We start from the raw sequence: 20,083 nt of genomic DNA on the forward strand, positions 1-20,083 counted from the left end.
GAAAGAATTATGGTTTGCTCCAAGACATAAAAAATTATCCATACGGATAATTTTTTTCGCGGTCACCCAATATTCTGTGGAGAGAATGGGAATAAAGTGGTTATTTAAAGTTGAATTGTATTTTTTAGTAAAGAATTACTGATGTAAGAGATTAACAAGATTTTGTACATCATTATCATTTCCATTAATAGTAAGTCTTAATCTTACTTTACCATTTTCTCTAATATGATTAATTTGAGTAGTAAGAACTGGAATTTCTTTGGGATTATACCCATTAATTATTTCCTGTATCTTTTTTAAATTTTCAACATCATAGGTATAAACAACTCTCATAATTTATTTTTTAAAACTAATCAAATATAGCCATAATAAGCAATTTAAAAGCGTAGTATCCGTCTTTATGAATAAAGACGAGTAAGAAGCCATAAATAACTAATACGACAACCTATTAGGTGCGGGTTTCAAGAATCTGTTGCATTCGTTCCCAATCTGAAATCTTAATTTTTTGTTGAAAGCTCTTTTGTTCATTTAGTTTTGTAGTATTAGTTTTGTTATATACCTTATTCTGCACAGGTTTATGCTTCTGTTTGCATACCTTTTTGTTATTTTCTGCACAGGTTACAAAGCAAGGTGCGTAATATATGCCTACCTTTCCTTTACGTTGTTCTGGAGTATGTAATTTATTACCTTGATAATCGGTTACGGTAATAAGATGTTTTGTAATAAGAGATTGTACCACGTCTGATATTACTCTTCTTGAGAGTCCTGTTTTTTGTTTGAATATATTATGAGTTATTCTATCTCTTTGCTTTCGCTTTCCATTTTTTAATTTCCAACCATACGTTTGTCTAATGATGTAGAGCAGTATCTTTAATTCTGAAAATGTAAGCTCAGTTAGATGCAAATCAAATACTTCATTGGGAACTTGGGTGGTCTTTTGATATCGCATTGTTTTGTGTATGGTTATGAACGTTTAATGTAGAAATATTACCAAGGAGAATATTGAAAAATTGCTCTGTTTGTTCTTTGTTGAGCGGTTTTGGTTGGATTCCAGAGGTATTCTTATCCGTATAGATAATTTGTGATGTCATAGTTCGAGAGGTGTCCCGAAGATGGGGACATTTTAATAAAATATCTCGATTAGCGAGTTCATAATACGGAGAAAGCATTGAAAATACTACTCCTTTACCTTTTGCAGTTAAGTTCGAGGTAATGTTTTTTAGCATTTCTCTTTTTTCTTCTAAAACAGCCGAATTGTAAAGTTTTAAAGGCTCGTTACTAAGTTCGAGGAAATCTTTGATTTTAGACAATATTCCATCATTTCCAGCCTTCACTTCATTAATATTTTCATCGAGTTCATGAATCTTAATCAATAAGTCAGATTTACGCTGTTCAAACTCATCTCTTTCAATAAGGTTTTCAAGATAGGTATCAAGCAATTTCTTTTCTTTTGAGACTAAACTATTTTTTTGAAACTCTAGTGATTGCAATCGTTTTTGCTCAATAGCAAATTCATGTTCTTTTTGTTTGGATATAATCTCAAATAAGCTTTCCAACTCTTCTTTTCGTAATGAAATAGTTTTAAGCATATTCTTTACGTAGTGTTCAATAGTGTCTTCTCGAATACTCTTTGTTGGGCATCCTTTAGTTTGGCAACGATAATAAACTGTACCTTTCTGCTTTTCGCCACTCATAACATATTTACATTCTTCACAGCGAAGTAAACGCCTGAAAAGATAATTGTGTTTTAGACCCTTAGTATTTTGACGTTCCTTAATAATCAATTGAGTTTTCTTGAATATTTGAGTTGTAACTAATGGTTTATGATTTCCTTCGAAGGTTTGCCCTTTAACTTTCATAATACCTATGTAAAAAGGGTTCTTAAGTATTTTAGTGATTCCATTTTTGCAAACCCTACCTCCTTTAGTATTTACAAGTCCACGCTTTTGCATTTCTTCAGAAAGGGTTCGCACATTGTAATCAGCAGTTGTATAAAGTTTGAATAGTTGCTTAACGAGTTTTCCTTGAATAGGGCAAATTGTTTTTACTTCTCCCTTTCCATTATTGAGATAACCTATTGGTGCAGCCCAAGGGTACAATCCTTGTTTTAAACGCCCATACAGCCCTTTTATAGCCTCTTGTCGCAAGTTACGAACATAGTCAGATGCCATGACAGCTTGAATATCAGCAGAGAGCCTTCCTCCACGTTCACTTAAATTTAAATTTTCATGAGCAAAGAACACTGAGATATTGTTGTCTATTAAATCCCCAATATCTGCCCAATCATGTAAGTTTCTTGAGCCTCTGTCTATTTTGTGGATGACGACACCATTCGCTTTTTTTTCTATTAAGTTTTTCATCATTTCATTAAAAAGAGGTCTTCCCCGTTTTGCAGCAGTTTTCTTTTCTTCGTAAAAATGAATAATTTTTAAATTATTTGATTTAGCGTACTCTTTGAGAATACGCTTTTGTTCTTGGAGTGATACTCCTTCTTCTTGTTTCTTATCTGAAATACGAATGTATCCATAAACATTTTTCATATTTTTTTAGGTTAGTTTTTGTTTGACGAGTAATAGTTATATTTAACAATAAGTGTGTTAAATAATCAAGGCTTTGTTTCTGTATCTCTTTGTATTCGAGAATGAATTCGTTCTGCTAAATCAAGAAAATCAAAGAAGCGCTCTTCAGCATCTTTGATTTCTTCATCTGATTTATGTGCTAATAATTTTCTTATAAATGGTAATTGGGTATGTTTTGTATTCATAACAGACAAAGCATAACGTTCAAAAAATATTGAAAAAAGACGTTACAAACATTAGGTAGTAACTTTGATATTGTGAAACTGGTATAATAAAAATATGTCACAGGAAATATCCCAAGAAAATTTAACGAAGAGTATTAAGCAAACTGCGACTACTATAAGTGTGAATTGTGTTCGCAATACAGTTATTGAAAACTACCATGCAGGAACATTTCCAAAATCAAAAACAGGCGACTATTCAGATGTAAAAGTTGTTACTCCTTTCGGAGAAATTGCTTGGAATGAATTATCACGTATTAGTGATGAGGAAATGAAAGCTTTTAATATTGAAGTCAACAACAGAATATATACCTATTTACAAGCCTTATTTAATCCAAAATACGCTGATGCAAAAAATAAGTTTATGAAGTTTTGTCGCTCTATGTATCCGAACAATTGGAATGAACCAAAACTCGACAAAGGATTTTTAGGAATAAAGGAAGGAAATAGCCTATCAAAAAAGAAGTAGTATAGGTTCACAGGCGTTATAAAAGTAGGGTCTTTAATATTCAACTTCGGAGAGCATACTTCAATGTATGAATCCTTCATACAAAAACTACATTAGTTATTTTGCTTTCACCAACTTTAGAACTGATGGAAAGCTCTTTGGAATTTTGCAAAAAGATAGACTACTCCATACATATATTCTTGGAAAAACTGGTGCTGGAAAAACCAATTTATTAACCTCACTTATCCTTCAAGATATTACAAATAAAAGAGGAATATGTGTCTTTGATGTACATGGTGATTTATCTCATACCATCATCAATAATGTTCCTCAAAACCAAAAAAAAGATATTATCTATCTTGATATAGCTGACCCAGAGTTGGTATATCGATATAATCCTTTGAAACGTGTATCAGTCGAAAAACGTTCATTAGTTGCATCATCACTTTTAGAGTCATTTCAAAAATTATGGAAAGGTGCTTGGGGAGTAAAATTGGAACATATTTTACGATATATAATTCTTACACTTCTTGACCAACCACAGGCATATATTTCAGATATACATAGAATCATTCACGATACTAATTATCAAAATCAATGTTTAAAAAACATTCAAAATCCATCTTTGATTCGTTTTTGGGAAACTGAATTTAAAAAATATACCAAAAATGATATTGTTCCTATTCTCAATAAGGTTGGTGCATTTTTAGCTCATCCATCCATTCGTAGATTTCTTATTGAAAACAAACAAGAACTATCACTCCGAAGATGTATGGATGAAGGAAAGATTGTAGTGGTAAATATTAGTAAAGGAAAACTTGGTTCTGATGTTTCAAATATTGTTGGTTCATTTCTCCTTAACGCCATTATGGGTGCTGGGTTTTCTCGTATTGATACCCAAGAGCAATATAGAAAGCCTTTCCATCTATTCCTTGATGAATTTCAGAACTATACCACTTCATCAATCATTAATTTACTTTCAGAAATCCGTAAATGGAAGATATCATTAACCCTTGCACATCAATACTTATTCCAACTTGATACTGATATTAAAAATGCAGTATTAGGAAACGTTGGAACGATTATTTGCTTTCGGCTAGGACAAGCAGATGCAAAATATATGGCACAAGAATTCCATCCTGTTTTTGAAACCTCTGACTTTGTAAATTTAGAAAATTATGACATTTATTTAAAGCTCATGATTTATGGAAAGCCTTGTAAACCATTCTCTGCAAGCACCTGTAAATTCTCATATATTCTGACGTTACCAACGTAACGTCTTTTTTGATTTTTGAACTCAGTCATAATGACTACAAATAAACCTTTAAATTAATAACCAATGAAAACACTACCAAGTATTGAACTACTCGGTAGTTCATACATTGAAATCCATTACCAGAGACCTCACCAACAGGAAATGCATCATATTTCTTGTGCTAAAGATGCTGATGAAATATTAAGAAAATATATCAATCCCAAGCAATTGGATTTACGGGAATGCTTTTGGGTAATACTCCTTACTAACGCAAATCGTGTTCTTTCTGTTTCAGAAATATCACAAGGAACATCAAGAGGGGTATTAACCAATCCAAAGTACATATTTCAATTAGCATTACTAACGAATGCATCAGCCATTATCGTTGCTCATAATCACCCAAGTGGAAATTTGAACTTCTCAAAAAGAGATATTTCAGAAACCAAAAAAATTAAACGATTAGCAACCTTGATGGACATTACTTTACTCGACCATATTATTATCACTTCTGAATCTTTTGTCTCTATGGCAGAAGAAGACGAGTTGTAATAATTTATTACCTATTAACTCCCTTTATGCCTAAAACCCCCATATCATATTACGGTGGAAAAATTAATATGATCTCTACCATTCTTCCTTTAATTCCAAAACACAGAATATATACCGAAGCCTTTTTTGGTGGTGGTGCAATATTCTTTGCTAAAGAAAAAGTGGAAGCTGAAACCATTAATGACGTGAATACAATGGTGATTAATTTCTATGAAGTTGTACAGACTGATTTTGAAAATTTAAAAGCCAAAATTGAAGCTACGTTATTTTCTCGTAGAACTTATACCGTTGCGTGGACAATTTACCGAATGCCACATTTGTTTAACAAGTTACAACAAGCGTGGGCATTCTATGTTGCCACGAATATGGGATTTAGTTGCCAGATTGGGTCATGGGGGTATGACAAATATGGAAAACGAGTGAAAGCTTTTCGGAATAAGAAACTGATTTTTAATACTGACATGTACAAACGATTGGAAAACGTACAAGTTGAGAATAACGATGCATTGAAAGTAATTCAAAGTCGAGATTCTATAGATGCTTTTCATTATGTAGACCCACCATACATAGATACCCACCAAGGGCATTATGAAGGTTATACAAAGTCAGATTACAAAAAATTGCTAGAGGTTTTATCGAATGTGCAAGGGAAGTTTCTCTTGAGTTCGTACCCTTCAAAAATACTGACCAAGTACACTAAAAAAAAGGGTTGGTACACAAAAATGACTTCCAAACCACTTTCCGCATCAAAAGGAATTACTGGCAAAAAAAGGAAAACAAAAGTTGAAGTTCTCACAGCTAATTATCCTATCTAAAAATAATTAATCTTAAAATTTAATACACATGAAAAAAGTAATTGAAAAAACCGTCAATCTGAATTTGATTGGTGTGAACGGAAATGCCTTTATGATTATGGGCGTATTTCGAAGACAAGCCAAAAAAGAAGGCTGGTCTCAAAAAGAAATTGAAGCAGTACTAACCGATGCAAAAAGTGGTGACTATAATTATCTACTTGCAACGATTGAAAACCATTGTGAACCTAAAGATGAAAGCCATGACGATTAAAGAACGTAAACAAATCTTATATTTTCTTGAAGGCTTTATGGCTAATATAGAAAGCTTTGATGAAAATAACATCAGTTCTGAATTTTTGAATCTTTTTTCAAGAAAAAAATTGATTGAAATTGTCCTATGGCTCTTTACCAACTATAACAAAAGTATGCTGACTGAAAAAACAGATACAGAATTGTTAGAGCTGATTGGTGATGATGCAAATGTACTTTCTTTTGTTATTGAACAATGGAAAAGTAATATAAGTGCAGTGCCAACATTGTCCCAAGAAGAAGTAAATAACTTCTTTGATGAGATACAACTTAACGTCCATTATTTGAGACATAAGCCAGTTGAACAATGGGATGACTATGATGTCAGCAATTACTATTCAATCTTATTCAAACGAGGAAAGACACAACGTGTCTTTGCCATCTTTACTTCTGATGTGAAAGATGAAGACAAATATGCAGTAACAACACAACCTTCATTCTTTTTTGATTCAAAGGAAGAAGCAGAACAAGAGGTGGAACGTATCTGTAATGAGACCAAACAAGGTGCATCTGATTTTGTGATTCACACGCTTTGGAAAATATCCTAAAACTAAATATTAATTTAAAAATGAGAAATTATGAGTAATGTAACTATTGTTGATGTTTTAATTGGAAACATCAAAGAAGACCAAATGCTTCTTAATGTCCTAGAGGCAAAAATTGAAGAAGCAAAAGTGGAAAAACAAACGATTGTAAATCGATTAAAAGATTACCGCAGAGATGTATCAGTACTGCTAAAATATGCAGATGACAGCAAGAAAAAAGAGCTTGAAGAATTGGGTTTTAGTTTCTCTGAAACAGAACGTGGTTTAAATACCATAGCTTCTGCTACATACGATATTATTGTAAAGGCAAAAGATAATCAGCTTACCAATGCTGAACTTTATGATGCGTATGTAAAATCTTTGAAAAACAAAGATGATGCGGTTAATTATACCGAGTTCAATATCAAATGTCGTTCATTGTTTAATACGCAACGTTTATTGCGTAAAAAAGGAACAGACCCAAAGTCATCACGTACTGATATTATATCTTTAAATGGACGAGTATTGCATAAAGAACCAAACCCTAAAAAGTAATGAAAAACAACTTTTATTTAGATATTTTTTCTTCACAAGAAAAAGCGATTCATCATTGCTTGTGGCTCAACTTTAAATACCGAATTGCAAACATTAATTTTGGAATCATTAATGGACCGAATAATAATTTTGCTGTGGTTGAGGAAGCTACTGCTAAAGAAATGGAAATGTCTTTTTTAGATATTTTGCCCAAAGATTATTCTAAAATGACTTATGATAATATACGTCATATACGAATGGATAGAGAGCCGTTAACTCATTTAGAAAAATTATTTGGTCAGTTTGCTACTATGGATGGAGAAATTTTACGATTTGTTCTTCATAGTAAAATACCTATTGAAAAGCTGATTCGTTTTGTATTAGCAGAACGTGGATATGATAAAAATCATCGTTGGTGTGGATTTAGCAAATCTTTTAAGATTTGGCTAAATGAAAATTGAAGATATTAGAACACTCAGTTATTGAGTGTTTTTTTAATTTCATCTAAATCAGTAAATCAAATAGACCATTGATAAGTTCTGTCTACATTTAGAGTAGCTTTTTAATAATATTCTCATTAATTAATTCAATATTTTAACCAACTTAAAAGAGAGGTACTTTGTAAGTTAAATTATAATTAGGCTTAGTTTATTACTAATCACCTTATTCACAATAACTTAATCATAATATTAGAAAACTTTAGTTCTAAACACTTTTGTAATAAAAACCCAAAAGAAAGTCATTTTTGGCTAAATTCTAATGCCCTCTATCTATTCTCTGTCTTATAGCAAAATCAATAATAGAATGTTCTCCTCTCAGAGTGTTTAATTTTGAAACATCTACTTTTTGAGCAAAATTTGCACCAAATTTTTTTGAAAGATAATATCTGCTTTCATCGTTAAAAAGTGTGGTTAAGGCAAGGTCAGGTCTAGATTCCAAAACCTCTCTTAAAGCTTTTTTTGCCTCCTTGTTACCTAATTCTCTTCCAGAGTAACTCATTTGATTTTCATCAATAAAGACTGAAAAATCCTCTGTGAAACCATTTTCGTGAACTAAACTATTTTTATTTTCAAGAGCAAATGGAGAACCTATTACAGGTACAAAAGAACCTATTGTAGCCGTGTGAAGGTTTAATTCGTTAATGATAAATTTAGTAGTAGCCTTATTAGCTTTTTCAGTAGCTCCAGGATAACCAAATAAAGCATAGGAATAAACGTGTATTCCAGATTCAGCGCAGTTTTTAAAAATTTGACTTATTGAATCTGATTGATTGATTTTTTTTCCCATTTGTTTGATTAAATCCTTATCTATTGATTCAAGACCAAAATATGATTGAACACACCCTGACAAACCTAATTGGGAAACGAATGATTGATTAAGAAACCTTTTTTCTGCTATGCCATAAATTTCAAAATTAATATCTAATCGTGCTTCTAAAATTCCTTTTGATAAATCTTTTAACAAATTTGGTGGACTAGCTTCATCTACAAATCGAAAATCTCTTATAGAATATTCATTAACTAAATTTGATATTTCTCTTAAAACAACTTTGTAATCTAAAATTCTTTTTTTTGGATCCCAACTTTCATGTATTGTACAAAATTTACATTTTCCCCAATAACATTTTCGACTAGATAAAAGTGGTAACATTTTTGTAAGGTTCCAGTAATTATCAACATCATAATCCTCAAATATTTGCCCTCCAGTTATAGATATGTCTGTAACTTGAGTTGTGTCTTTTTCAAAATCTCTAACTACAGAACAATTCTTAATGTCTTCAGCCGCTTTAATTTTATCATCATTTTTTGGAAATTTGTTTTTACCTAAAAGATATTTTAATAGTGAAGCCAATGGCATTTCTCCCTCTCTAATAATAATAAAATCAAAATAATGTTTAAGCGAATTCCCAAAAACCGGGAACACACGTGATAATAAAGCGCCTCCCCAAATAATTTTTGCTTTAGGTTTTAATTCACGTATTAAAAAAACTAATCTGAATGAAGGCAAAATTTGATCTTCAACAGATAAATTTATACCAAATACATCAGCGTCAGATTCTTGTAAGTATTTTCCAAAAAGACTATCAAATGGTGTCACATTTTCTGAAAACTTTATTATTTCCTCAATTTTTGTTCGGGAATGAGGGGCGTCTAAAGACCTTAATGTTAATCTAAAGCCATCATGTTTAAGTGACCATAAATCAAATTTACTTTGTGTGAATTTCTCAAAATCCAAAACGTTACTTATGCATTCCTCAATAGAGTTTGATTTGTCAACATTATGCCTAAAATCATTTAAAACTAAATTGTAATCAGAACCAATAACTGATTTATAAAATAAGTGATTTAAATCATGGCACTTCACTTCAATTTCAGGTAATTCTCTCATAAGAAAACCCTTTAGGTGAGGAAGAGCACTATGAGGGAATCCTGGGTCATGTTGAGGAGCAAATATTAAATCTAATTTCATAAAATATATCTAGGTATTGATTTTTGGAGTTTCCTTAGTATCTTCTAAGCTATTAATTGGATTTAAGGGAATTCTCCTTGAAAGCTTTTGGACAATTTTTATTTGTTCAATAACTTTTTCACCGAAAGGAGAAGAAATAGGAGCTTCAATACACGATCTGTCTAGAAGTTCAGTAGCCCCAAGCCTTGGTGACATATAAAAATTAATCCCATAATATACTTTTTCATCAACTACTACTGCATGTAAATATGGAAATTCATCCATCTCGTATAATTCAATACGGTCAAGTAAATTAGTGTTATATTTTTTTTCACTAACATAGCTTCTTAGCGTGCTGATAATTAACTCCTTATTGAATATTTGTTGTTTTCTAATCGTCTTAGCGTCGTTAGTTGTTAACATTTTTTCTAAAGAAACATATACATGACCTGGTGCATCAGGAGATATGAAAAGTATTTTTATCTTTAAACTAGGGTTCTTATGAAGTTTATTTATATACTTTTGTAAAAGTTCTTCTTTACCAACTCTAGTAACACGCCAAGCTAAAACAGTGAACTCAGACTGCACCTTATTGATTGCGTCTAAAGCAAATTGATTAGTCCAATAATTCTCGGCTATTATTTTTGCATTTTCTAAGATACCTTCATCTTTAGCTTCAGGGAGAAGAATTCGCATTGCTGTTGTTAACTCCGCATTTAACTTAGTTAATGAATTTTGTACTTGATCAACGTTTACTTGACCTTCATTTCGAATATATGATTCAGTAATTCTTAGTTTTCCAGCTAAATCTTTCAGATTTAGTGCCCCTGTAAGTACTTCTCTCTCTTCTGATTTAGCTTTTTCAATAGATTTCACTTTAGCAAAAGTATAAAGTGAAATAATTGCACCAGCTAAGGAAAAGAAACCTCCTAATACTGAAATCCAAAATATTAAATCAAATTGACTAGTATCTGTCTCAATAGGTACGTTAACTTTATTAGACGCTACCTTAGAAATTGTATCACTAACTGAATTTATAGAATCTTGTAGTCTATTCATTTATTAAAATATTTTTCTATATTATCAATTAATTCATTATCTAAACGATCACTAGCTTCGTTAGTTAGCCCTGCTAAATGTGGAGAACATATCACATTTGGATGCTGTGCTAATTCTTTTAAAACATGGTCTGAATCTTCTGCATAACCCGAAATCTTATTATCAACTAGTAATTGTAATATATCTTTATGATTAACAACCTCTGACCTGCTTGTATTAATTAAATTCAAATTAGGTTTAGAATATTCCAATAATTCTTTATTAATGAAGTTAGCAGTTTCATTGTTTAGAGGTACATTAATGCTAATAATATCAGAGTCAGTAAAGAGCTTTTTGAGTTCAACAAAATTAATTTCCCCATCACTACCAGTTGTTTTAGATTGAGTCGTAGAGATAACATTCATACCAAAGCATTTAGCAAACTCTGCAACTTTAGAACCTATTTTACCTAGACCAACAATTCCAATAGTCTTGTTAAAAAGTTCAAAAGGTTTTTTTATAACTCCAGCCCGTCCTTCATCATTTATTACAGCTTGATGTGATAGTTTTAGGTTTTTTGAGAGCGCTAAAGCAAAACCTATAACATGTTCAGCAACAGATAACACATTTGCTGTTGGTGCATTAATAACTTTTATACCTCGTTTTTCTATTTCTTCAATATCAATATGGTCTAAACCAACCGATAAGGTACCTATTATTTTAGGTAATGATTTACTTTTTTCAAGAACAATTTTTGAAATTTTTTCCCGTGCTCCAATAATAACTACGTCAGTATTAGATAAAAAATCTGGCATTTCTTCCTCACTTGGTCTATTTTCAACATAAACAACTTCTTCAAATATGTTATCACTTTTGTTCTTAAAATATATATTTTGTTCAAGACTTTTTATTGCTACTTTAACTTTCATATTATTATCATTATACTTTTAATATTCTTACAACCCAAGACCCTTTTATTGCAATTAAATTTTTTCTAAAACAAATACACCTGCAATTGAAAGGAGCTTTTATTAACTCTATATTCCCTTCAATATCATAAATTGAGAGAATTACATCATTTTTTTTAAATTCTCCTGATACTTCACTAAATACTTTGTAAGCACCATCAATTGATGAGTATAAATTTACTATTGAACCATGATTGACATTTATCGGGGTACTTAGGGGTGTATTTTTATCTATAGCTACTAGCTCATTAAAAACCCTTTTAGACCAATAATCAATTTTAGAATTAGTGTTTATTTCTAAACTAGGTAACTCAAGAGTGACTGCTTTACATTTTGGGTTGTTAAAATTATTTGAATCTTCAAAAGAATCTTCAGTTATAAGGTCTGATATTATATGTATTAAATCATCAAATGTTATAAGTCTCTTATCCAAAGATTCTACATAAATATGCTCTATTCCATATTCAGGAGTATGGACATCAACCAATGTTTGAAAGTCTTGAGATAATTTTAATAAAGAATCCGCAAGCTTAAATTCTAAAGTTTTAGTATTTATTTTTTTTATGTTAAAAATCCTATTCCAATCTAATCTGTTTGGAAAAGATGTTCTTCCACTATCTCCATAGATTAAACCCTTGAAACCTGTTGGGTTACAACAAGGAACTATCCTGATAAAAGTACTTTCTAAAGGATGCTTTTCTAAGATTTTAATTAGTTTTAATAAAACTAAAAAAGCTGTTACCTCATTGGAATGTAAATTACCTTGTAAATAAACCTTGTTTTCAGCATCTTCATTGCCAATGTCAAAGTACCTTATTGATTCATTAAATATTTCAATAAATTTTTCTTTCATTAATTAAATGTGATTATTTTTTTTTATCCAATAACTTGAGAGGATTATTCTTTCTCCTGTAAGAAGTGGTTTTGATTTATGTAAACCTCTTGCATCAAATAATACAAGAGTACCTGCTTTTCCTAGAATTTCAAACTGTTGAAGATTTTTATTCCTTATAAAATTATTTGATTGGTGTGGGAATAATGTCCCTGCAAATTGAGAATCTTCATCATGTAGAAAACTATCACTTCCTGTAGAGCTAAACTTCCAAAGTTCTTTTGCAAGTTTAAATCGAAAAAAACTGAAATTTTGAGACTTTTTCACATAAACTAAGGGGGCATTACCTTGTCCAACATCTGTTATATATAAAAAAGCTTTTAACCTATGTTGCCAAGTATCTGAATGAAAAAATTGTTCAAACGCTCCTGTATGACCAATAAAATCTCTTTTCTGAACAGTGGATCTTAGTTGATATGAATCCTTTCCTATTATTTTTAAAAAAGTTTTTCTGATAAAATCATCTTCAAAAAAAGACCGTAATCCATCTATTTTAATTGCAGTTGAAACAAACCGTGTTTTGGTTCCCTCTGGAGATAAACGCATTTCATTTTCACTAGGGATATTTTTATAAAATGATTTCAATTTATTTTTATCAATATAATTTTCAATAACTACAACACCTTCTTTCAAAAGTTTCGCTTCTAGATCTGTCTTTTTTGATAGATAGCGTAATTGAAAGTATCTTAATTCAATTCTAATAAATTTATATAAAAAATACAAATAGCTCATAACAATAATTAAAGACATAAATATATATAAAAAATAGAAATAAAACCTGTTGTGCATTTTAAATAATGCTGATTTTAATATTATTTATGTTTCTATTAAATATAAATTTGTTGATATATTGAATAGTTGTCAATGCTGTTATTTTACACAAAACCCTAGTTTTAAACCCACTAAAAGATTTAGCATAATTTCTTCTAATCATAAATTGGTCACATAATTGAGAAAATAATGTTTCAATTCTCTTTCTTTTCTTTCTAAAGATATAAGGTTGTTTTTTGAAGTTTGTTTGATTTTTTCTCATAGGTGTGTTTAATCTTATGTTACAAGTTTCAAAAAGATTGAGTTGGATTTTTGAAGACAAATAACCTTTATCAGCAATCAAAGTGCAATTACTAATTTGAGTTTTAATATCCTTTAAATAATGAATATCATGTACTGATGCTGGACTTAAATCAACACTTTGAAAAACACCATTTACAGAACAAACAGTATGTAGTTTATAACCATAATAACTTAAACCTTGGGAAGCACAATATCCTTTGTCAGGATAACAATAGCTATAATCTTTGCATATTTTTGAACGTAAACTTCTTGATAATTTACAAACTTCTAAAGGCATACTGTCAACAATAAAGTATTCTTCAAATTCATTGAATTTTGAAGCTATCTTTAACCGTATTTCATCTAAATGATTTACTAAATTCCTTCTTCTTTTGTTATAAACGCTACGTTCTATTTTAGCTAAAATAGCTTCTGGTAGTTGCCTAAATAAATCCATTAAACTATCAATACTCATAAATTCAGATGTTAGACTTAAACCCACTAATTCTAAATCACTGAATTTTGGTGTACGCCTTTGGTAAGTTAAAAGTTGTTCTTTCGATATTTTTCTTAATACTTCCAATATTCTTTCGTAATTTGCAATCAAGTTGTTCATTATAAATGTTTTATAGCTAAAATAATTTACTGATTTTCAGTAAGATGAGCAACTTTCTTTATTTAAATCATAATGCACAACAGGTGAAATAAAATACTTTGTAACAAAACAATTGTTTTACCTACATATATTATACAAGTTCTTTGAAATAAAAATAAACAACCTTAACAAGTTGCCTTTATATATTAACCCTTTAAACCATATTGCATATGATAAAAACAGCAAGATGTATAATATTTAACTATTTGGTAGCTCCAAATGCTAAAGAACTACATGTTAGCAACAGCGTCTAAAAAAGATGAATGTTGGTTATACAAACAACCAACGCAAGATACCTGCTTAATAGATAAGCAAAGCGGAAAAGTTACCGCTAACATATTCAAAGTACCACTTTATTCTATTCTTTATGTAACAAGCTTTAACATTAAGAAAAATTTTAAAAAGTTTGTTAAGAGTGACGGAACTGAATATTACAAAAGATTATCATTAAAAGAAATTGTTGAAGTAAATGATAATTTTATTTTTATTACAAAAGATACCATTATTAATGTATCGCATGTTACCAAGAGATGTGACTGGCTCTATATTTGGATTGAAGACCAAGAGTTTAAGATTTCACGAAGCTACAAACAGAGTATTATAGAAAGATTCGAATCATTTGTTCTATAGCAAAACCGCCACGAGGCGGTTTTTTTGTTTTAGCACAGTCTCGAAACACCTTAGCACACGTAAACGACCACATATCCCAAAGGGATATATATTTGCTTCAATCGGAATTACTTTTATTGTTTTTAATCATTAAAAACAATAATTATGAACGATGTAATCTATTATTTTTTACAATACGGAGTGTATTGTGTCTGGGGAATTATTATATTCATATTTCTCAAACAACTTTTTTCAGAGTCTTTAAAAGACCACCATTCTAACTGGAATACTTTAATTGATAATTTTGATTATTCGCCCAAGGAGTTCTATGGACGTTTAAAAACAGAATTAGAATCTCATGGTGTTAGTAATATTAGAATTAGACAAGTACATATAAACGAAGGAGGTGTCATGTCTCATTCACGTATTTATCTAAGAGCAACGTGGAAAGGTTATCAATATGATATCTGTGGTGCAAAATTTGGCGATGGTTTTTTTATTTCTTGGTGGCTGTTGTACACCAATTCGTTTTGGAAAATTATCATCAGTAAAATACCTTTTATTGGAGGTTGGATTGCCAAGAAATTATACCCTGTTACATATTACACAGTAGACTCGGCTTCAATGTTTATGACATACGCACAGGCTTCTGTAGTAAAAGTAATAGAAGACATTACCAAAGACAAAGGCGTACGTGCTTTATCTGAAGCAGATAAGAAGCCTGTTTTAAACGATATTTTTAAGCGTTAATACGTGAATTTAACGATTAGCGAACAAGCAACACTTAACTTCTACCAATGGGAGTATCGTCATCGTGGGTATTACCACTTCGATACTCCTGTTGATATAGAAGTTCCATATATTCCTTTCTATCATACTACTTCTGTAGATACACGAATTATAGATGATGGTCGTGCGCCATCACTTTTTAAAAGTATCAGTAATTTACTTTCTCCACCAAAACTAGAAGAAGAACCTCAGCAAGAAATTGATGAAGTAAAACCACTGCTATTAGAGTTTGGCACTCAACCAAACCTTGTTAGCTTAACTATAACCTTTGCAAAAGGAATAGAAATTCTCCCAAGTAGAAATGTTGAGTTTTTAAATATGCTTTCGTTTACCGAGCATCTCCTTTCGTTTGAAATAGTGGGTAGTTCGGAAGAAATACACATTCAAATAATCTGTAGTGATTTGGATGTAAGTCGAGTGCAATCTCATCTTTCTGCATACTTTCCTGCGGCAATTATTAGGAAAACTGAAATTACTAATTTTGGTTTTTCTCCTAAAATCGATGTTGCTATTGCAGATTTTGGTTTACATGATGAATACATGCGCCCCATCACTATTGCGGATTCCTTTAGCATAGATCCTTTAACTTCTGTTATTGCGACAATGGAATCATTACACAATGATGATACTGTTGTTTTTCAGATATTATTTAAAGGTATCTCCTCTCCACTTGCAAAAGACATTACGTATTCTGTTTCTGATGGCACAGGTGGTTCTTTTTTTGCAGATGCACCCGAAATGCCAATCTGTGCAAAAACCAAAATTGCCAACCCTTTATTTTCAGTTGTGATGCGAATTGCAACACAGGGAAATACAAATTCGAGAAGTCAGTATTTAGCACAAGAATTGGCACGAAGTGTTTCAGCAGTTTCCAGTTCAGAATACAACAAGTTAATCCCGCTTTCTAATGAAGGATACAATTATGATTTTCATTTCTATAACCTTAATAATAGATTAAGTAATCGTTTAGGGTTTGTCTTAAATTCTAAAGAGTTAAACATCTTTGTACATTATCCAAATAAAACGGTCGTTTCTCAAAAATTAGGAATACAAGGAGATAATACCAAACAAGTTCCAAAAGCATTCATTCAACAAAAATATCTACTTGGTATAAATGAACATAATGGAATAGAAACAAAGGTAATGTTAGATGACGAAATGAGGCTTCGTCATACGCATATTATTGGAGCTACAGGTGTTGGTAAAAGTACCTTAATTGCCAATATGATGATTGAGGATATGAATACTGGAAATGGTTGTGCCTTGTTTGACCCACATGGCGACATCATTGAAGATATTTTATTGCGTATCCCAGAACATAGAAAAGAAGATGTTATTATCATAGACCCATCTGATGAAAAATATTCTATTGGATTTAATTTACTCGGTGCAACAACCGATGCTGAAAAAATTGTTTTAAGTTCAGATTTAGTTTCATCATTTAAACGTCACGCAACTGCGTGGGGGGATAATATGAGTGCTGTTCTTTCTAATGCCATCAATACTTTTTTGGAAAGTAGCAGAGACGGAACATTAATTGAATTAAAAAGATTCCTTCTTGAAGATGCCTTTAGAAAAGAATTTTTAACAACTGTTGAAGACCCATCTATTCATTATTATTGGAATAATGAATACGCAATGGTTCAAAAAAGAATTGCCCCACTCCTTACAAGAATAGATACCTTCCTCCGACCCAAAGTTATTAGATATATGTTATCTCAAACTGGAGGAGTTGATTTCAAGCAATGTATAGAAGAAAAAAAGATTGTCTTAATTAAACTTTCGCAAGGATTGATTGGAGAAGAAAATAGTTTTTTGCTTGGCTCAATATTTCTCTCTAAATTTAACCAAGTAGCACAAGGAAGACAATCTCTCTCAAAATCAGAACGCTATCCATATTTTATATATTTAGATGAATTCCAAAATTTCATAACACCAAGTATTACAAGAATACTTTCTGGTGCTAGGAAATATGGATTAGGCTTGATATTGGCACATCAAGAACTCGGACAAATTGATGATACTAAAATTCTTAACTCTGTTATCTCAAATCCATATACACGAATTTGTTTTAGACTAGGAGATGCAGATGCAAAACGATTAGAATCTGGTTTTTCATATTTTGAACAATCAGACTTGCAAAGCTTGGGAACTGGAGAAGCAATAGTGCGCGCTGGTTCTTCTCAAAATGATTTTAATATTTCAACCTTTCCATTATCAAAAACTGAAATAGATGCAGAAGTAAATCGAAACCTTATCATTAGAAACACTCATAATCTCTATTCAAAAACGAAAACAGAACTTGATGAACTTTTACTCTCATTATTACCAAAGCAAAGGCATTTAAAGAAGGAAGCTAAAGAAAAAACAGTACTCAAAAAGCAAGAAGAAGTAACTAAAGTTGTAACTCCAACTCTAATCAAAAATGTTGATGAAGTTAAAGATGTTGTCCAAACTAAAGAAATATCTTTAGTAAATAATGTGAGTTCTGAAATGGATAGTGACCTAGAGAGACGTACTTCAAAGTATCTAGAGCAAGCAGAAGAACAGGAAGTTGTACGTAAGCACCGTTCACTTCAGTATTATGTGCGTTCTATGGCACAGCAACGAGGCTTTAAGGCTACTCTTGAAGAATCAACTCAAATTGGAGGTAAGGTTGATGTGGCTTTGATAAAAGATGATATTCGTATTGCGATTGAAATATCTGTTACAAATAGAGTAGATTACGAGGTGCAGAATATTCAAAAATGCATCGATGATGAATATTCACTAGTATATATGATTTCAGAAAATGACAAGCATCTTAAAAATATTCAAGAACAAACTTTAAAAGTTATATCTAAGAAACAGCATTCAAAAATTCACTTTTTCTCATCAGAAGAATTGCCATTATATCTTGATGCATTGCAGCAACCAAAAACGAAAATAAAACGTGTTAGAGGATACCGTGTAAAAGTTGATTACAAAACGGATAATGATACGAGCAAACAATCATCTATTACTAATATCATTATGAAAGCCTTGCGAAAAGGGAAGTAGTTTTATACATATTCGAATTCTTTTAGATAATACGACGCTGGGTGTCGTATAAAAGTGTGTAGAGTAGTAGTTTGCATGTCTGATATTTTACAATATCGTGCCGTCTCAAGTTTTATAATGTTGTCTTTAGAAACTTTAACCATTCCGCAAAACATATCTAAGCTAACCTTATTTTGCAAACGCCATACTTTACATTGTGTTCCAATAAAATCAATTTTTGATATTTTATCTGGAACATACCCAATGAATTCTAAAGCCTTTTTAAGTCGTTTTGGGTGAATAGGTCTTCTATTTGTTTCCCAACTTGAAAGGGCATCCACTTTAACTCCGAAGTATTTTGACAGTTCAACTTGGGTTATTTTTCGTTGTATTCTTTCTTTTGCAATGTACTCACCAATGGAGTGATTAAATGGTTTGTCCTCTGTTTTTTTGCGTTTTACAGGTTTCAGACGAAAACTGCAAATGGGTATCATTGAGTATACACGGTGTTGTAAACTGTGCTTTTATTTTTCCGCCATTAATTTCGTGTAAAATTTTTCTTTTTTCGCATTATTTGTTGCTTTTTCATATAAATCAAAAAGTCCGAATAAATAAAGTCTTTCGTTCATTGTCATTCCTCCAATTCCGTTAATTGCAGAGTCTCTAAATTCCGACCATATTCCGTAAACTTTTTCAAAATCCGCTTTTTTGTCAATCCACGCATTTCCAAGATACCGTTCAACATTTTCTTTTAATTCAAGAGCATTTTGTTCGTTAGTTTTCCATTTTTGGATAAATTCCGCTAATTCTTGAACATTTTTTTCAGATGATATTTTTCTGATATTTTTTGTCAATTCATCAATATTCATTTCCGCAAGAGTGGTTTTTCAGCATTGTTTACAATTGTGCTTATAAATCAGATACTTTTCTTTTTAACCAATTCATAAAATCCTCTCTATTATATTCTTTCCATTCATTTGTCAGAAGATATTCAGTTTCTCGGTTTTCAATCGGTTTTGCATAATATCTCGGATTTCCATTTATTAATCCGTTTTCTTTCAGAGATATTTTTTTGTCCACTTTTTTTAGAATAGGGAAGATTACGTTAAAAGTAAATTTAGAGTAATCTTTTTTCAGTAAATTTTGAATTTCATTTTCAGAAATTAAATCCTTTTCCAAAATTATAGATATTGTATTCTTAACTAATTTTCCAATTTTCAATTTGTCAAGTTCTTTTTTTTCGCTCTCTGATATTTCCATAATTCCGATTTTCTATCTATGATTTTTCAAATGCGTACTGCTTTTCGGCATTGTTTACAACGAGTTTGTGTTATTGAAAGTTGCGTTTTACGTGAACGGCTATTTTCCGCAGGAAAATAGAAGTTTACAAAAAAGTAACA

The 20,083-nt window shown here is 31.0% G+C and carries 24 protein-coding genes; 11 read left to right on the plus strand and 13 right to left on the minus strand.

The annotated features are described in order from the left end of the window. Window positions 1–135: 135 nt before the first annotated feature. The 4 genes from MC378_RS14160 to MC378_RS14175 form a co-directional block, all read right to left on the minus strand. Window positions 136–333 (minus strand): hypothetical protein, encoded by a 198-nt coding sequence (locus MC378_RS14160; RefSeq protein WP_242179429.1) that lies wholly within the window; start codon window positions 331–333, stop codon window positions 136–138. Between the two features lie 115 nt (window positions 334–448). Further along, entirely contained in the window at window positions 449–949 is a 501-nt protein-coding gene (locus tag MC378_RS14165) for a replication protein (RefSeq protein ID WP_242179430.1), read from the minus strand. Then, entirely contained in the window at window positions 915–2,540 is a 1,626-nt protein-coding gene (locus MC378_RS14170) for a recombinase family protein (RefSeq protein WP_242179431.1), read from the minus strand. Before MC378_RS14170 ends, MC378_RS14165 begins: the two co-directional genes overlap by 35 nt. A gap of 65 nt (window positions 2,541–2,605) precedes the next feature. Continuing rightward, on the minus strand, window positions 2,606–2,764 hold the full coding sequence (locus MC378_RS14175; RefSeq protein ID WP_242179432.1) for a hypothetical protein: 159 nt from the start codon (window positions 2,762–2,764) through the stop codon (window positions 2,606–2,608). 94 nt (window positions 2,765–2,858) lie between these two features. Here MC378_RS14175 and MC378_RS14180 point away from each other — a divergent pair, with 94 nt between their 5' ends. From MC378_RS14180 to MC378_RS14215, 8 genes are all read left to right on the plus strand, one after another. Next, window positions 2,859–3,269: a hypothetical protein gene (locus tag MC378_RS14180; protein ID WP_242179433.1), complete on the plus strand. Its 411-nt coding sequence runs from the start codon at window positions 2,859–2,861 to the stop codon at window positions 3,267–3,269. Between the two features lie 67 nt (window positions 3,270–3,336). Beyond that, window positions 3,337–4,524 (plus strand): type IV secretory system conjugative DNA transfer family protein, encoded by a 1,188-nt coding sequence (locus tag MC378_RS14185; protein WP_242179434.1) that lies wholly within the window; start codon window positions 3,337–3,339, stop codon window positions 4,522–4,524. Window positions 4,525–4,587: 63 nt separating this feature from the next. After that, window positions 4,588–5,052, plus strand: a complete 465-nt coding sequence (locus MC378_RS14190) for a JAB domain-containing protein (RefSeq protein ID WP_242179435.1) — start codon at window positions 4,588–4,590, stop codon at window positions 5,050–5,052. A gap of 26 nt (window positions 5,053–5,078) precedes the next feature. After that, window positions 5,079–5,867 (plus strand): DNA adenine methylase, encoded by a 789-nt coding sequence (locus MC378_RS14195; protein WP_242179436.1) that lies wholly within the window; start codon window positions 5,079–5,081, stop codon window positions 5,865–5,867. A gap of 28 nt (window positions 5,868–5,895) precedes the next feature. Next, the gene (locus MC378_RS14200) at window positions 5,896–6,117 is read left to right on the plus strand and encodes a hypothetical protein (protein ID WP_242179437.1); all 222 of its coding nucleotides are present in this window, start codon (window positions 5,896–5,898) and stop codon (window positions 6,115–6,117) included. Further along, window positions 6,107–6,703 carry a hypothetical protein gene (locus MC378_RS14205; protein ID WP_242179438.1) on the plus strand — a complete coding sequence of 199 codons (597 nt, stop codon included), beginning with the start codon at window positions 6,107–6,109 and terminating at the stop codon, window positions 6,701–6,703. Before MC378_RS14200 ends, MC378_RS14205 begins: the two co-directional genes overlap by 11 nt. Window positions 6,704–6,733: 30 nt before the next feature. Further along, window positions 6,734–7,234 carry a hypothetical protein gene (locus tag MC378_RS14210; protein WP_242179439.1) on the plus strand — a complete coding sequence of 167 codons (501 nt, stop codon included), beginning with the start codon at window positions 6,734–6,736 and terminating at the stop codon, window positions 7,232–7,234. Continuing rightward, window positions 7,234–7,674 (plus strand): hypothetical protein, encoded by a 441-nt coding sequence (locus MC378_RS14215; RefSeq protein WP_242179440.1) that lies wholly within the window; start codon window positions 7,234–7,236, stop codon window positions 7,672–7,674. Before MC378_RS14210 ends, MC378_RS14215 begins: the two co-directional genes overlap by 1 nt. A 295-nt stretch (window positions 7,675–7,969) precedes the next feature. Here the strand turns inward: MC378_RS14215 and MC378_RS14220 are convergent, their stop codons facing one another. From MC378_RS14220 to MC378_RS14245, 6 genes are read right to left on the minus strand one after another with little or no spacing between them, the layout of a single operon-like run. Further along, the gene (locus MC378_RS14220; RefSeq protein ID WP_242179441.1) at window positions 7,970–9,682 is read right to left on the minus strand and encodes a B12-binding domain-containing radical SAM protein; all 1,713 of its coding nucleotides are present in this window, start codon (window positions 9,680–9,682) and stop codon (window positions 7,970–7,972) included. Window positions 9,683–9,691: 9 nt separating this feature from the next. Beyond that, window positions 9,692–10,720 (minus strand): hypothetical protein, encoded by a 1,029-nt coding sequence (locus tag MC378_RS14225; protein ID WP_242179442.1) that lies wholly within the window; start codon window positions 10,718–10,720, stop codon window positions 9,692–9,694. Beyond that, entirely contained in the window at window positions 10,717–11,628 is a 912-nt protein-coding gene (locus MC378_RS14230) for an NAD(P)-dependent oxidoreductase (RefSeq protein ID WP_242179443.1), read from the minus strand. The genes MC378_RS14225 and MC378_RS14230 overlap by 4 nt, the downstream gene beginning before the upstream one ends. Before the next feature lie 10 nt (window positions 11,629–11,638). Further along, window positions 11,639–12,520: a M14 family metallopeptidase gene (locus MC378_RS14235; protein WP_242179444.1), complete on the minus strand. Its 882-nt coding sequence runs from the start codon at window positions 12,518–12,520 to the stop codon at window positions 11,639–11,641. A gap of 3 nt (window positions 12,521–12,523) precedes the next feature. Further along, window positions 12,524–13,309 (minus strand): hypothetical protein, encoded by a 786-nt coding sequence (locus MC378_RS14240; RefSeq protein ID WP_242179445.1) that lies wholly within the window; start codon window positions 13,307–13,309, stop codon window positions 12,524–12,526. A gap of 40 nt (window positions 13,310–13,349) precedes the next feature. Beyond that, window positions 13,350–14,228: an IS982 family transposase gene (locus MC378_RS14245; protein ID WP_242179446.1), complete on the minus strand. Its 879-nt coding sequence runs from the start codon at window positions 14,226–14,228 to the stop codon at window positions 13,350–13,352. Window positions 14,229–14,501: 273 nt separating this feature from the next. Between MC378_RS14245 and MC378_RS14250 the strand changes: the two genes are divergently transcribed. The 3 genes from MC378_RS14250 to MC378_RS15420 all read left to right on the plus strand — a co-directional run bounded on the left by MC378_RS14250 (window position 14,502) and on the right by MC378_RS15420 (window position 18,704). Further along, the gene (locus MC378_RS14250; protein ID WP_242179447.1) at window positions 14,502–14,897 is read left to right on the plus strand and encodes a LytTR family transcriptional regulator DNA-binding domain-containing protein; all 396 of its coding nucleotides are present in this window, start codon (window positions 14,502–14,504) and stop codon (window positions 14,895–14,897) included. A 144-nt stretch (window positions 14,898–15,041) separates the two neighbouring features. Further along, window positions 15,042–15,626: a hypothetical protein gene (locus MC378_RS14255; protein WP_242179448.1), complete on the plus strand. Its 585-nt coding sequence runs from the start codon at window positions 15,042–15,044 to the stop codon at window positions 15,624–15,626. Window positions 15,627–15,629: 3 nt separating this feature from the next. Beyond that, entirely contained in the window at window positions 15,630–18,704 is a 3,075-nt protein-coding gene (locus MC378_RS15420; protein WP_242179449.1) for a type IV secretory system conjugative DNA transfer family protein, read from the plus strand. Window positions 18,705–18,706: 2 nt separating this feature from the next. On the opposite strand, the gene MC378_RS14265 is transcribed toward MC378_RS15420, so the two are convergent. From MC378_RS14265 to MC378_RS14275, 3 genes are read right to left on the minus strand one after another with little or no spacing between them, the layout of a single operon-like run. After that, window positions 18,707–19,177, minus strand: coding sequence for a helix-turn-helix domain-containing protein (locus tag MC378_RS14265; protein ID WP_242179450.1), 471 nt, complete (start codon window positions 19,175–19,177; stop codon window positions 18,707–18,709). Window positions 19,178–19,207: 30 nt separating this feature from the next. Next, on the minus strand, window positions 19,208–19,552 hold the full coding sequence (locus MC378_RS14270; protein ID WP_111709756.1) for a hypothetical protein: 345 nt from the start codon (window positions 19,550–19,552) through the stop codon (window positions 19,208–19,210). A gap of 40 nt (window positions 19,553–19,592) precedes the next feature. Further along, the gene (locus MC378_RS14275; protein WP_027127224.1) at window positions 19,593–19,943 is read right to left on the minus strand and encodes a hypothetical protein; all 351 of its coding nucleotides are present in this window, start codon (window positions 19,941–19,943) and stop codon (window positions 19,593–19,595) included. Window positions 19,944–20,083 lie beyond the last annotated feature (140 nt).

This window comes from Polaribacter marinus (assembly GCF_022662535.1).
Lineage (GTDB): Bacteria > Bacteroidota > Bacteroidia > Flavobacteriales > Flavobacteriaceae > Polaribacter > Polaribacter marinus.